This is a genomic window from Nocardioides sp. NPDC000445 (assembly GCF_040300245.1).
Classification (GTDB): Bacteria; Actinomycetota; Actinomycetes; order Propionibacteriales; family Nocardioidaceae; genus Nocardioides.
Window position 1 is genome coordinate 182,031 of the sequence record NZ_JBEPDH010000009.1, and the last position, 13,746, is coordinate 195,776.

General features: G+C 69.6%; 10 protein-coding genes. All 10 read left to right on the forward strand.

Features of this window, described 5'->3' with window-relative positions:
* Position 1: 1 nt before the first annotated feature.
* The 10 genes from ABT304_RS14445 to ABT304_RS14490 all read left to right on the forward strand — a co-directional run bounded on the left by ABT304_RS14445 (position 2) and on the right by ABT304_RS14490 (position 13,452).
* Positions 2-2,008 (forward strand): acetyl/propionyl/methylcrotonyl-CoA carboxylase subunit alpha, encoded by a 2,007-nt coding sequence (locus ABT304_RS14445; RefSeq protein ID WP_350716059.1) that lies wholly within the window; start codon positions 2-4, stop codon positions 2,006-2,008.
* On the forward strand, positions 2,001-2,789 hold the full coding sequence (locus ABT304_RS14450; protein ID WP_350716060.1) for an enoyl-CoA hydratase/isomerase family protein: 789 nt from the start codon (positions 2,001-2,003) through the stop codon (positions 2,787-2,789). Before ABT304_RS14445 ends, ABT304_RS14450 begins: the two co-directional genes overlap by 8 nt.
* Positions 2,786-3,613 (forward strand): TIGR03084 family metal-binding protein, encoded by an 828-nt coding sequence (locus ABT304_RS14455; protein ID WP_350716062.1) that lies wholly within the window; start codon positions 2,786-2,788, stop codon positions 3,611-3,613. The genes ABT304_RS14450 and ABT304_RS14455 overlap by 4 nt, the downstream gene beginning before the upstream one ends.
* Positions 3,610-5,466, forward strand: a complete 1,857-nt coding sequence (locus tag ABT304_RS14460) for an acyclic terpene utilization AtuA family protein (RefSeq protein ID WP_350716063.1) — start codon at positions 3,610-3,612, stop codon at positions 5,464-5,466. The genes ABT304_RS14455 and ABT304_RS14460 overlap by 4 nt, the downstream gene beginning before the upstream one ends.
* Positions 5,454-6,140, forward strand: a complete 687-nt coding sequence (locus ABT304_RS14465) for a TetR/AcrR family transcriptional regulator (protein ID WP_008357826.1) — start codon at positions 5,454-5,456, stop codon at positions 6,138-6,140. The genes ABT304_RS14460 and ABT304_RS14465 overlap by 13 nt, the downstream gene beginning before the upstream one ends.
* Before the next feature lie 66 nt (positions 6,141-6,206).
* A complete protein-coding gene (locus ABT304_RS14470) occupies positions 6,207-7,412 on the forward strand; it encodes an acetyl-CoA C-acetyltransferase (RefSeq protein ID WP_350716065.1) in 1,206 nt (401 codons plus the stop codon).
* A gap of 42 nt (positions 7,413-7,454) precedes the next feature.
* Positions 7,455-9,611, forward strand: coding sequence for a 3-hydroxyacyl-CoA dehydrogenase NAD-binding domain-containing protein (locus ABT304_RS14475; protein ID WP_350716066.1), 2,157 nt, complete (start codon positions 7,455-7,457; stop codon positions 9,609-9,611).
* The gene (locus ABT304_RS14480) at positions 9,601-10,644 is read left to right on the forward strand and encodes an LLM class F420-dependent oxidoreductase (RefSeq protein ID WP_350716068.1); all 1,044 of its coding nucleotides are present in this window, start codon (positions 9,601-9,603) and stop codon (positions 10,642-10,644) included. Before ABT304_RS14475 ends, ABT304_RS14480 begins: the two co-directional genes overlap by 11 nt.
* Positions 10,644-11,795, forward strand: coding sequence for an acyl-CoA dehydrogenase family protein (locus tag ABT304_RS14485; protein ID WP_350716069.1), 1,152 nt, complete (start codon positions 10,644-10,646; stop codon positions 11,793-11,795). The genes ABT304_RS14480 and ABT304_RS14485 overlap by 1 nt, the downstream gene beginning before the upstream one ends.
* Positions 11,796-11,823: 28 nt before the next feature.
* Positions 11,824-13,452, forward strand: coding sequence for an AMP-binding protein (locus ABT304_RS14490; RefSeq protein ID WP_350716071.1), 1,629 nt, complete (start codon positions 11,824-11,826; stop codon positions 13,450-13,452).
* Positions 13,453-13,746 lie beyond the last annotated feature (294 nt).

The following is a 13,746-nucleotide window of genomic DNA, read 5'->3' on the forward strand; positions in this document are numbered from 1 at the left end:
GATGCCAAGGATCAAGAAACTGCTCGTCGCGAACCGCGGCGAGATCGCCACCCGGGTGATCAGGTCCGCGCGCGAGCGTGACGTCGATACGGTCGCCGTCTACTCCGAGCCCGATGCCGACGCCACGTTCGTCCATGCCGCCGACCAGGCGGTTCCCCTTCTCGGCGCCTCACCCGCGGAGACGTACCTGCGGGCCGACCTGGTGATCGCGGCGGCGAGGCATGTCGGCGCGGACGCGGTCCACCCGGGCTACGGCTTCCTCTCCGAGAACGCCGACTTCGCCGAGGCGTGTGCCGAGGCCGGCATCACCTTCATCGGACCACCTCCGGCCGCGATTCGGGCGATGGGCTCGAAGACCGCTGCCAAGCAGCTGATGGCGGAGGCCGGTGTCCCGGTGCTCCCCGGGATCGTGATCGACGAGAACCAGGAGTTCGGCGCGGATCTCGCCGAGCGGGCCGCCGGCGATATCGGCTTCCCGCTGCTGGTGAAGGCGGCGTACGGCGGTGGCGGCCGTGGCATGCGGATCGTCGAGTCGGCCGACGAGCTCGAATCGACCGTGGCCGCGGCGAGACGAGAGGCCGTCAGCGCCTTCGGAAACGGCGCGGTCTTCCTCGAACGCCTCGTCATTCGGCCGCGGCACATCGAGGTGCAGGTCTTCGCCGACTCCCAGGGGCAGGTCGTGCACCTCTTCGAGCGCGAGTGCTCGATCCAGCGGCGCTACCAGAAGATCATCGAGGAGGCACCGTCTCCCGTCGTCGACGAGGAGCTCCGTTCGGAGCTCGGTGCGGCCGCGGTGGCCGCGGCGAAGGCGATCGGGTATGTCGGGGCAGGCACCGTCGAGTTCGTGATGGACCCCAGCGGTGAGTTCTACTTCCTGGAGGTCAACACCCGACTCCAGGTGGAGCACCCGGTCACCGAGCTCGTCACCGGGCTCGACCTGGTCAAGCTGCAGATCGCCGTTGCCGAGGGTGAGCCGTTGCCGCGCAGCGTGACCGAGGCGCGACTCAGCGGCCATGCGATCGAGGCGCGACTCTATGCCGAGGACGTTGCGGCCGGCTACCTGCCCGCCACCGGCGACCTGCACCTCTTCGAGGTGCCGCAGCTTCCCGGGCTCCGGGTCGACTCGGGGGTCCGCTCGGGAAGCCAGGTGAGCGTCCACTACGACCCGATGCTCGCCAAGGTCATCGCGTACGGAGCCACCCGCTCCGAGGCCGCTCGCCTGCTGTCGCGGGCGCTCTCGGAGGCACGCGTCCACGGTGTGGTGACCAACCGGGACCTGCTGGTCGGCGTCTTGCGTGAAGAGGAGTTCCTCGCAGGCCAGATCGACACGGGCTATCTCGAGCGGCACTCTGCGGCCGACCTGATGGCCGCTGACCCGCATCGCGACCAGATCCACGCCGCCGCGGTGGCGTTGGCCGACCAGGCGGCTCGCCGCGCGGCCGTGGCGGAGCTGCCCGGCCTTCCGTCGGGTTGGCGCAACGTACCGAACGCTCCGCAGTGGGCCTCCTATGCGCCCGCCTCGGCCGGCGATCAGGACGCGGAGCTCTCGGTGTCGTACCGGATCACGGGCTCATCGGCCGACGTCACCGTCGCCGGCGTGCCTCTGGGGAACGTGGTGCTGCACTCGTGCAGCCGCGACCAGGTCGACCTCGTCGTCGATGGCACCCGCCACCGCGTGCTGGTCGCGCGAGCCGGTGACGAGCGCTTCGCGGACTCTCGCCTGGGCGCAAGCCACTTCATCGAACTGCCCCGCTTCCCGGACGCCGCCGACGAGGCAGCGGCTGGGTCGTTGCTGGCGCCGATGCCCGGCACCGTGGTCCGGGTCGAGGTCGAGGCAGGTGCCGCCGTCGAGACCGGCGAGGTCCTCGTCGTCCTCGAGGCGATGAAGATGGAGCACGCCGTCCGGGCCCCGCAGGGCGGCGTCGTGGCCGAGGTCAAGGTGGCCGCGGGCGACACCGTCGACCAGGGCACCCTGCTCGCGGTCGTGAAGGAGGCCGAGGGTGACTGAGATCATCAGCTCCGAGTCGGTCGACGGACAGGTCCGCTACGAGCTCGAAGACGGCGTCGCGTGGGTGCGGATGGACCGACCCGAGGCGCGCAACGCGCTCAACAAGCGGGTCCGGGACGGCCTGCACGCCGCCGTGAAGCGGTTCAACTCCGACGAGGAGGCCAAGGTCCTGGTACTGACCGGAGAGGGATCGGCGTTCTGCGCCGGCGGGGACTTGAAGGAGATGGCCGAGACCGCCCTCCAAGTGCCGCCGGTCGACTTCGTACCGCAGTTCGGCCGCACCATACCGGTCTTGAAGCCGACGATCGCCGCGGTGAACGGTCTCGCCCTCGCCGGAGGCTTCCTGCTGGCGCAGAACTGCGACCTGTGCGTGGCGGGGGAGTCGGCGAGGTTCGGCATCACCGAGGTCAAGGTGGGGCGCGGTGCGCCGTGGGCGGCGCCACTGCCGTGGCTCATCCCGCCCCGGGCTGCCATGGAGATCCTGCTGACCGGCGACCTCGTCGACGCGGCGAGGGCCGAGCGGCTGGGTCTGGTCAACCATGTGGTCCCCGATGCCGACCTGCATGACTTCGTGCAGGCGCTCGCCCGGCGGATCGCCGAGAACGCTCCGCTCTCGGTGCAGGCCGGCAAGCAGACCGCCCGCCTGGTCGCCGAGCTGCCGCTCTCGGAGGCGTACGAGCGCGCCGAGCGCATCTGGGAGCCGGTCTACCTCAGCCGCGACGCGCAGGAAGGGCCCCGCGCGTTCCGAGAAAAGCGAGCCCCACAGTGGGAGGGACGATGACGATGTCGGACAAGGCAGCCGCATTGGCAGGAATCTGTGCCGACCTCAAGGCCGAGGGGGACACTCTGCTCGAGACGCTCCGGGGTCTCGACGAGGAGGACTGGGGGCGGGACACGCCGGCGGAAGGTTGGACCGTCCGCGATCAGGTCACTCACCTGGCGTTCTTCGACGATGCCACGGTCCTCGCCCTGCGCGACCGGGCGGGCTTCCTCGCTCAGCGCGAGGAGCTCCTCGCGCTGGGGCCGAGATTCCCGGACGTCGTGGCCGAGCGGGCCGGCTCGCTGGCGCCGGATCAGTGCCTGGACTGGCTGCGGCGATCGCGGGCCGAGCTGCTCGAGGCCTACGACGCCGCCGACCCTTCGATGCGACTGCCCTGGTACGGCCCGGACATGGGCGTGCTGTCGTCTGCGACCGGTCGCCTGATGGAGACCTGGGCCCACGGCCAGGACGTGCGGGACAGCTTCGGCATCCCGCCGGTGTCGACGCCGCGGCTGCGGCACATCGCCGACATCGGAGTACGCACGTACGCCTTCAGCTTCCAGCTGCACGGCCGCGACGTTCCGACGGCGCCGGTGAGGGTCGAGCTCGCGGGGCCGGACGGGAGCGAATGGGCCTGGGGTCCTGAGGGCGCGGACGACGTCGTCGTCGGCTCGGCCCTCGACTTCTGCCTCGTGGTCACCCAGCGGCGCAACGTCCTCGACACGGGGCTCACAGTCAGTGGTCCCGCTGCACAGGCATGGATGCAGGTCGCCCAGGCGTTCGCCGGGCGACCCACCGACCCCAGACCGGCAGGCCACCTCGCCACCCAGGGGGTGGCACGATGACCGCGCCCAAGCGCCCTGTGCGGATCGGGAACGCGTCCGGCTTCTATGGCGACCGTGCGGCCGCGATGCGGGAGATGGTCACCGAGGGACCTCTCGACGTCGTGACCGGCGACTACCTCGCTGAGCTCACGATGCTCATTCTGTGGAAGGCACGAAGGAAGGATCCGACGGCCGGATACGCCCGCACTTTCCTGGCGCAGATGGAGGAGGTCCTGGGAGGGGCGTTGGACCGTGGCGTACGCATCGTCACGAACGCCGGCGGCCTGAATCCGGCGGGTCTCGCGGGGAAGCTCGGTGACCTTGCCGAGAGGCTCGGCCTGGCCCCCAGGATCGCCTGGCTCGAGGGAGACGACCTCTCGGCCCGTGTCGGGGAGCTCCTGGCCGCGGGGCACGACCTCAAGCATCTGGACACCGGACGGTCGTTGGCCGACGCCGGTGTCCGCCCGGCGACCGCCAACGCCTACCTGGGCGGCTGGGGGATCACCGGGGCGCTCCGCGCAGGGGCAGACATCGTGGTGTGCCCGCGGGTCACCGACGCCTCGCTCGTCGTCGGACCGGCGGCCTGGTGGCACGGCTGGAGCCCGGACGACTACGACGCCATCGCGGGAGCCGTCGCGGCGGGGCACGTGATCGAGTGCGGTCCGCAGGCCACGGGCGGCAACTACCCATGGCCCGAGGAGATCGTCTCGCCCGGCTACCCCGGATACCCGATCGCCGAGGTCGCCGCCGACGGCTCTGCCGTCATCACCAAGCACCCAGATACCGGGGGAGTGGTCTCGGTGGGAACCGTGACCGCGCAGCTGCTCTACGAGATCGCCGGCCCGGACTACCCCAACCCGGACGTCGTGGCTCGCTTCGACACCGTGCGTCTGAGCCAGGAAGCACCCGACCGAGTGCTGATGAGCGGGACGAAGGGCGCCGCCCCGTCGGGACTGCTCAAGGTCGCCCTCAACTACGTCGGCGGATACCGCAACTCGATGACCTTGGTCATCACCGGGCTCGACGTCGAGGCCAAGGCAGCGGCGGCCGAGGTGATGCTCTTCGACATCCTGGGGGGCAAGGAGCAGTACGACGAGGTCGACGTGCGGCTGATCCGATCCGACAGGCCCGACGCACCGACGAACGCGGAGGCGCAGGCACACCTCCGCATCACGGTCAAGAGCCACGATCGCGACGTCGTCGGACGCAGGTTCTCCAACGCGGTCATGGAGCTCTTCCTCGGCGGGTATGCCGGATTCCATGCCACGACACCGCCCACCGACGCCACCGAGTTCGGCGTCTACTGGCCCGCGCTGCTACCGGCCGAGACCGTGACCCAGACCCTGCACCTCGCCGATGGTCCCGTCGCCGAGATCCCGCACGCGGCTCCGCCGTCCCCGTCCACGCCGGAGTCGTACTCACCACGGCCTTCGGCCGCGGGCGGGCCGAGCGCGCAGACGGGGCGGACCGGTCCCGCCGCGGCGACGGTCAGAGCACCGCTCGGCGCCGTCGCCGGAGCTCGCTCGGGGGACAAGGGCGGCAATGCCAACGTCGGCATCTGGGTACGCACCGACGAGGAGTACGCCTGGCTCGAGGCGCACCTGAGCATCGACGAGTTCCGTCGACTGCTTCCCGAGGCCGACTCCCTCCCCGTGCATCGCTACGAGCTGCCCAACCTGCGTGCGCTCAACTTCGTCGTGGTCGGTCTGCTGGGCAACGGGGTCGCCGACGCCACCAGGCCAGATCCGCAGGCCAAAGGTCTGGGCGAGTACGTCCGCTCGAGGCTCACCGACATTCCCGAGGCATTCGTCACCGCCCGTGCCGAGCAAGAGGAACCACAACGACCAGGAGGAGGAGCACCATGGCCGGAGTAGCAGCGAGCGAGTGGCGTGGCGCCGACCCGCTCGACCCGAGGCGTACGCTGCATGGCGTGCCGAGCCCCGAGACCGCGCCTGGACCACGGCGAGGTCCACGCACCCGGGACCCTGCCCGCAAGCAGCGCATCCTCGCCGCGGCGGCGGACCTCATGGCGACCAACGGCTACCACGCCGTCTCCATGGAGGACATCGGGTCGGCGGTCGGGATCACGGCATCGGCGATCTACCGCCACTACGGCAGCAAGAACGCCGTGCTGGTGGCGATGTTCGAGTCCGTCATCGACGGTCTCCTGGCGCAGGGACAGCAGCTGGCCGCCGACCACGGCGCCGACCCCTTGCACGCACTCACCCAGCTGATCGAGGGCCAGATCGACTTCGTCGTCGGACAGCGCGAGGTCGCCCAGGTCTACTTCCGCGAGATCGCCAACTTGCCCGATGACGACCGTCGCGGCCTGCGCCGCAAGCAGCGCCTCTACCTGGAGGAGTGGGTCCACCTGCTCCTCGAGCTGCGACCCGACCTGGACGACACCTCGGCGCGAGCGATCGTGCACTGCGCGATCGGCGCCATCCAGTCGACCCTGCAGCACTCCGCCGGCCTGCCTGAGCCCCGTCTGCGGGCTCTGCTCGGGGCATCAGCACTGGCCGTGCTGACCTCCGCACCCTCGAACTGACTCGCCCGGCCCCATCGGGGCCCAACCTCGCGCCGGCCACCGTTCCGGCAACTCAGGAGATCCCTAATGAGCACTGCTTTCATCTATGAGGCCATCCGCACACCACGAGGCAAGGTCAAGCGTGGCGCGCTCAATGCCACCAAGCCTGTCGACCTCGGGGTCGGTCTCGTCAACGAGCTGCGGGACCGACTGCCAGGTCTCGACTCCTCCTACATCGACGACCTGATCCTCGGCGTCGTCTCGCCGATCGGTGAGCAGGGCGGTGACCTGCCCAAGGCCGTCGCCCAGGTGGCCGGGCTCTCCGAGACCGTCGCCGGCGTTCAGGTCAACCGCTATTGCGCATCGGGTCTCGAGGCGACCAACCTCGCCGCGGCGAAGGTCGCCTCCGGCTGGGACCGGCTCGTGCTGGCCGGAGGGATCGAGTCGATGTCCCGCGTGCCCATGCTCTCCGACGGCGGGCCGCTGTTCAATGATCCGACCACGACCTACGACGAGTACTTCGTGCCCCAGGGCATCGGCGCTGACCTGATCGCCACCATGGAGGGCTTCAGCCGCGAGGACGTCGATGCGTACGCCGCCGAGTCCCAGCAGCGCGCCGAGAACGCCTGGACCAACGGCTACTTCAAGCGATCGCTCGTCCCAGTCGTCGACCAGAACGGCGTGCTCGTCCTCGATCAGGACGAGCACCGCCGACCCGGCTCCACCGTCGAGAGCCTTGGCACTCTCAAGCCGTCGTTCGAAGGCCCCGGCAAGCTCGGCTTCGACGCCGTCGCGCTGCAGAAGTACCACTGGGTGGAGCGGATCGACCACGTCCACACCGGGGGCAACTCCTCCGGCATCGTCGACGGCGCCGCGCTGGTCCTGGTCGGCAACGAGCAGGCAGGCAAGGACTTGGGGCTGGAGCCCCGCGGCCGGATCGTCGCGACGGCGATCACCAGTTCGGAGCCGACCATCATGCTGACGGGCCCCCGCCCGGCGACGGAGAAGGTCCTGGCGACGGCCGGCTTGACCCTGGACGACATCGACCTCTTCGAGCTCAACGAGGCCTTCGCCTCGGTGGTGCTCAAGTGGATGAGTGACCTGCACATCCCGCACGAGAAGGTCAACGTCAACGGCGGCGCCATCGCCATGGGCCACCCGCTCGGGGCAACCGGCGCGATGCTCGTCTCCACCATCCTCGACGAGCTCGAGCGCCGCGGGTTGCGGCGCGGTCTCGTCACGCTGTGCGTCGGCGGCGGCATGGGCATCGCCACGATCGTCGAGCGCCTGTGAACCGTGTCCGAGTCGAACCACGCCCGCACTGAAGGAGCCCCAATGAACGAGACCACCATCATCGGCTGGCAGCGCGACGAGGACGGCATCGTGACCCTCACGATGGACGATCCCGCCGGCTCGGCCAACACCCTGTCCGAGGCGTTCGTCGCCGACCTGGTCGACACCGTCGCGCGGCTGCAGCATGAGCGCGACGACATCACCGGCGTCATCCTCACCTCGGCGAAGCGAACATTCTTCGCAGGAGGCAACCTCAACGAGATCGTCCGGCTCGAGCCCGAGGACGCCACCCGGTTCACGGCGCATCTGGACCTGATCAAGGCCCAGCTGCGCTCATTGGAGACACTCGGGCGGCCGGTCGTCGCCGCGATCAACGGCGCCGCCCTGGGCGGCGGCCTCGAGCTGGCCCTCGCCACCCACCACCGTGTCACCGTGGGCGGCCGGAACGTGCGCATCGGACTGCCCGAGGTCGGCCTCGGTCTGCTTCCCGCCCTCGGTGGCGTCACCCGGACCGTTCGGCACCTCGGCGTCACCACTGCACTGGACAAGATCCTTCTCTCGGGCAGGGCCTACACCGCCGAGCAGGCGGCTGACCTCGGCCTCGTCGACGAAGTCGTCCTGACCGCAGAGGAGCTCGTGCCTGCCGCGAAGCGGTGGATCGCACAGAATCCCGATGCCGCGCAGCCATGGGACCGCAAGGGCTTCGCCGTCCCGGGAGGTACGCCCTCCAGTGGCCCGCTCACCGGCCAGCTGGCGTTGCTCTCGGCTGGCCTGCGCGCCCGCACCCATGGCTCCCCGGCGCCGGCCGAGCGGGCCATCCTCGCCGCCGCGGTCGAGGGGTCGGGGCTCGATCTGGAGACAGCTACCAAGGTCGAGTCGCGCTACTTCGTCGAGATCGCGACCGCACAGATCGCCAAGAACCGGATCAACCTCACCTTCTTCGACATGCAGGCGATCAAGGCCGGGGCGAGTCGGCCGGAGGGCGAGCCCCCGTTCACCTCCTCCCGGCTCGGTGTCGTCGGCGCCGGGATGATGGGTGCCGGAATCGCCTACGCCGCGGCCAAGGCCGGCATCGACGTCGTCCTCGTCGACGTGACCCGCGAGGCGGCCGAGAAGGGCAAGGCGTACTCGGCGAAGCTCGAGACCAAGGCCGTCGGCGCCGGCCGCCGTACCCAGGCCGACGCTGACTCGTTGCTGGACCGGATCCAGCCCAGCGACGTGATCGAGGACCTTGCCGACGTCGACTTCGTCGTCGAGGCGGTCTTCGAGAGCGCCGAGCTCAAGACCGACGTCTTCGCCCGCGTCGAGAAGGTCGTCGGATCCGACAGCATTCTCGGATCGAACACGTCCACTCTTCCGATCGGGTCGCTCGCGGCGGCGGTGAGCCGGCCGGAGGACTTCGTCGGCGTCCACTTCTTCTCACCCGTGGACCGGATGGACCTCGTCGAGATCATCAAGGGGGAGAAGACCTCGCCGCGGACACTGGCCCGCGCCTTCGACCTCGTCCGGCAGCTCGGCAAGACCCCGATCGTGGTCAACGACAGCCGTGGCTTCTTCACCAGCCGGGTGATCATCGCCCGCCTGAACGAGGCTGTCGCCATGGTCGGGGAGGGCATCGCGCCGGCCAGCATCGAGCAGGCGTCTCTGCAGGCCGGCTACCCGGCCGGTGCCCTGCAACTGCTCGACGAGCTCACCCTCACCCTGCCGCGGGCCGTGCGTGAGGAGGCCAAGGCCGCGGCGGCCGAGGCGGGCCAGGCGTGGCAGTCACACCCCAGCCACGACGTCTTCGACCGCCTCATCGACGAGCACGGTCGCGCCAGCCGTGCTTCCGGGGCCGGGTTCTACGACTACGACGAGTCCGGTCGGCGTACCGGCCTGTGGCCCGGACTCGCCGAGGTGTGTCCGGTGGCAGCCGACCAGCCGCCGCTTCGAGACCTCGTCGAGAGACTGCTCTTCGCCGAGGCACTGGAGGCGTGGCAGGCGTACGCCACCGGCGTCATCACCCAGCAGGCCGACGCCAACGTCGGCTCGCTGCTCGGCATCGGGTTCCCAGCCTGGACCGGTGGCGTGCTGCGCTACCTGGAGCAGTACGACGGAGGGATCGCCGGTTTCGGCCGCCGGGCCGACGAGCTGGCCGAGTCGTACGGTGAGCGCTTCCGTCCTCCGGCCTCGCTCGTGGAGGCGGGCCATGCGGATTGACGCCAACATCGGTGGCAGCGTCGATGGGACCGAGGGTGCGTCGTACGCCGAGCTGATCGACCAGGTCCGCGACGTGGAGGCGGTCGGCTACTCAGGTGTGTGGTCCACCGAGGTGGCCCGCGACCCGTTCTTCCCGCTCCTCCTTGCTGCCGAGCACAACGAGAGCCTGACCGTCGGCACCGGCATCGCCGTGGCCTTCGCACGCTCCCCGATGACGATGGCCGCAGCAGCCTACGACCTGCAGACCTTCAGCAGAGGGCGGTTCGTCCTGGGCCTGGGATCGCAGGTGCGGGCACACATCGAACGCCGGTTCAGCATGCCGTGGTCGGAGCCGGCGGCCCGGATGGCGGAGTTCATCGGGGCGCTTCGTGCGATCTGGGCGAGCTGGCTCGACGGGGAGCGACTCCAGTTCGAGGGGCGCTTCTACCGACACACGCTGATGACCCCCATGTTCACTCCGCCGCATCACTCCTGGGGCCCTCCGCCGATCATGCTCGCAGCCGTCGGCCAGGCGATGACCAAGGTGGCGGCCACCCGCGCTGACGGTCTGATCGTGCACGGGTTCACGACCGAGCGCTATCTGCGCGAGGTGACCGTGCCGCTGGTGGAGCAGGGCCTGCGGGAGTCCGGCCGGAAGCGGTCGGAGTTCACCGTCATCTATCCGGGCCTGGTGGCGACCGGGAGCGACGATGCCCAGCTCGAGAAGGCCACCACGGCCGTACGCAAGCAGCTCGCGTTCTACGGCTCGACGCCTGCCTACAGCAGTGTCCTGGACCTGCATGGCTGGGGCGACCTTCACGCCGAGCTGCACGCCCTCTCCGTCCGCGGGGACTGGGACACCATGACCGGCCTCATCGATGACGACGTACTCACGGCCCTCGCCGTCGTCGGGTCTCCGGAGGAGACAGGCGCCGAGATCCACCGGCGCTACGGCGATCTGGCGGACCGGTTCACCCTCTCCTCGCCGTACCCGATCCCCGTCGAGACCCAGGGGCGGCTCGTGGCCGCCGCTCGCGCCACCCAGGAGGCCTGATGGACTTCACCATCACCGAGGAGCATCGCGCACTGCGAGACGCGGTGAGCGCGATCAGCCGCGAGTTCGGCAACGGCTACTACACCCAGAAGGCCGAGGCCCGGGAGTTCACCCTCGAGCTGTGGGAGGCCCTGGGTAAGCACGGCTTCGTCGGCGTCAACATCCCCGAGGAGTACGGCGGGGGCGGAGGAGGACTCGTCGAGCTGGCCATCGTCTGCGAGGAGACGGCGGCCGCGGGATCCCCGCTGCTCCTCCTCCTGGTGGCGAGTGCGATCAGCGGCGAGGTGATCAGCACCTTCGGCACGCCCGAGCAGCGCCAGGAGTGGCTGCCCAGGCTCGCGTCCGGGGCGGGACGTGTGGTCTTCGCCATCACCGAGCCCGACGCCGGCTCCAACACCCACCGGATCTCGACCGCTGCGGTCAAGGACGGCGACGGCTACGTGCTGCGCGGCCAGAAGCACTTCATCTCCGGGATCGATGTCGCCGACGCCGTGCTGGTGGTGGCTCGCACGGGCACCGACGATCGCGGGGACGCCGAGCTCTCGCTCTTCGTCGTCGACACCGACGCCCCGGGCCTGACCGCCCAACCGCTCCCGGTCGCCGTGGCACTTCCGGAGAGGCAGTACACCCTCTTCCTCGACGACGTGCACGTCTCCGCGGACCGGCTCATCGGCACCGAGGGCGCCGGCTTCAAGCAGGTCTTCCACGGCCTGAACCCCGAGCGGGTGACCGGCGCCGCCCTGCTCGTCGGCATCGGCCGCTACGCCCTCGCCCAGGCCGCCGACTACGCCAACCAGCGCCAGGTCTGGGACGTGCCCATCGGATCCCACCAAGGCGTCTCCCACGCGCTGGCGAAGGCCAAGATCGAGGTGGAGGCGGCCGCCCTCGTCACCGCGAAGGCAGCCTGGCTGCACGACCAGGGGCTGCCCGCCGGCGAAGCGTCCAACATGGCCAAGTACCTGGCCGCCGAGGCCGCGCTGTCCGCACTCGATGCCGCGATCCAGTGCCACGGCGGCAACGGCGTGGCCAGCGAGTACGGCCTGATCCCGCTGTGGGGCCTGGCCCGCCTGCTCCGGATCGCGCCGGTCAATCGGGAGATGATCCTCAACTTCGTGGCCCAGCACTCACTGGGTCTGCCCCGCAGCTACTGAAGTCTCCACCCGCACAGGAGGTACGACGATGGCGTCGTCAGCACAAGATCTCGGTCGCAACCTCATCCAGCGTGTCAATGTCGGTGACAGCCTGACCCGGGCCGCCGCCCGGTACCCCGACCGGCTAGCGCTGGTCGACGGCGAAAGGCGCCTCGACTATCGCGAGCTCAACGCCCTGGTCAACCGGTTCGCCCACGGTCTCGTCGCCGCCGGATATGCGCGCGGGGATGCCCTCGCCCTCGCCTCCGGGAACAGCATCGAGTTCCTGGTGACGTACTACGCCTGCGCGAAGCTCGGCGTCGTCTGTGTGCCGATCAACCTCGGCTGGCGCAGCGACGAGATCTCCTATGTCCTGGGCCACAGCCGCGCTCGCGGCATCGTCGTCGAGCGGCAACTGATCCCGAGCGTCGCCGAGGCGGTCGCCGAGCACCTTACGGTGAGCCATGTCGTGATCGCGCCGGGAACGGACCCCAAGGTCGACCAGCCGGGCCCTACCCTCGTCGGGGCCGTCGAGTTCGGGGACCTCGTGGCAGCGGGTGAGGAGTCGGAGCCGGAGGCGTACGTAGCGGACCGTGATCCGCTGAGCTACCTCTACACCAGCGGGACGACCTCGTTCCCCAAGGGCGTCGTCGGCAACCACACGGCGATCTATCTGGAGTCGATGTCGATGGCTCTGGAGGCACGGTTCGACGAGACCGACCGGTTCGTGGCGCTGATGCCGATGTTCCACACCGCCCAGTTGAACTGTCATTGCACCGCCGCCGTCATGGTGGGCGCAGCCCTGTTCATCGAGCGGGGATTCGACGCCGGCCGTCTCCTGGACCTCATCGAGGCCGAGAAGATCACGCAGATCTTCGCGCTCCCGATGATGTACCGGCAGATGCTCGACCACCCCGACATCGACCGCCGGGACCTGTCCAGCCTGCGCCGGGCCCTCTACGCCATGGCGACGATGCCGGAGGCACAGCTACGTCGCTGTCTGGACGTCTTCGACTGCGACTTCTATCTGCTCTTCGGACAGACGGAGATGAGCCCCACCGCGACGCTGTTCCGTCCCGAGCACCAGCTCAGTCACGCGGGCGCGGTCGGTACGCCGGTCACCAACGTCCAGGTCGGCATCATGGCCGAGGACGGCCGACTGCTACCCGCCGGCGAGGACGGCGAGATCGTCTACCGCGGACCACACACGCTCACCGGCTACCTCGACAACCCGGAGGCGACCGACGAGGCGTTCGCGCACGGCTGGTTCCACTCTGGGGACGTCGGCCACTTCGGCTCCGACGGCGTCCTCTGGTTCACCGACCGCCGCAAGGACGTCATCAAGACCGGCGGCGAGAACGTCGCCTCGATCGAGGTGGAGAAGGCGCTTTACGCCGCTGACCCGAATATTACCGAAGCCGTCGTGGTCGGCCTCCCGCACGAGCACTGGACCGAGGCGATCACCGCCGTGGTGGTGCCTGCCCCAGGCTCCCGCGTCGACCCCGAGGTCCTGCGCCAGAAGCTCCGCGGTCACCTCGACGCGTACAAGATCCCCAAGTCGATCGTGGTCGCCGACGAGCTGCCGAAGACCTCGACCGGGAAGATCCGGAAGAACGTCCTGCGGGAGGCGTACTCGCGCCTCTATGCACAAGAAGGCGACCCGCACGGCGACTGCTGAGGCTGCGGACGGGCTACTTTCAGTCGCGGTCTCTAGGGCAGTTGATCCCTTTGAGCGCTCAGTGACTGGGCGCCGGACGCGCGGATGGCCAGCGTCACCGTCACGCCGCGCAGGCCCTCGGATCGATCCGCCGAGCACACGTTCGTCCTTGCCCAGGCAGACGGCAGGTGAAGAGGCACGCGGGAGACGACGGATGAGCCTGCCGTCTCGACAGGCTCGATGGCACCGCTGTCTCGCAAGTGCGAGCCGGTCGACGAGGTTGCTGGGTCGCTCCGTTGTGCGAGGACGCCAGAT

Bases quoted from the DNA above. Each gene is read 5' to 3' on its own strand.
- ABT304_RS14445 (WP_350716059.1), top strand. From the start codon at position 2: ATGCCAAGGATCAAGAAACTGCTCGTCGCGAACCGCGGCGAGATCGCC.
- ABT304_RS14455 (WP_350716062.1), top strand. From the start codon at position 2,786: ATGACGATGTCGGACAAGGCAGCCGCATTGGCAGGAATCTGTGCCGAC.
- ABT304_RS14460 (WP_350716063.1), top strand. From the start codon at position 3,610: ATGACCGCGCCCAAGCGCCCTGTGCGGATCGGGAACGCGTCCGGCTTC.
- ABT304_RS14465 (WP_008357826.1), top strand. From the start codon at position 5,454: ATGGCCGGAGTAGCAGCGAGCGAGTGGCGTGGCGCCGACCCGCTCGAC.
- ABT304_RS14470 (WP_350716065.1), top strand. From the start codon at position 6,207: ATGAGCACTGCTTTCATCTATGAGGCCATCCGCACACCACGAGGCAAG.
- ABT304_RS14475 (WP_350716066.1), top strand. From the start codon at position 7,455: ATGAACGAGACCACCATCATCGGCTGGCAGCGCGACGAGGACGGCATC.
- ABT304_RS14480 (WP_350716068.1), top strand. From the start codon at position 9,601: ATGCGGATTGACGCCAACATCGGTGGCAGCGTCGATGGGACCGAGGGT.
- ABT304_RS14485 (WP_350716069.1), top strand. From the start codon at position 10,644: ATGGACTTCACCATCACCGAGGAGCATCGCGCACTGCGAGACGCGGTG.
- ABT304_RS14490 (WP_350716071.1), top strand. From the start codon at position 11,824: ATGGCGTCGTCAGCACAAGATCTCGGTCGCAACCTCATCCAGCGTGTC.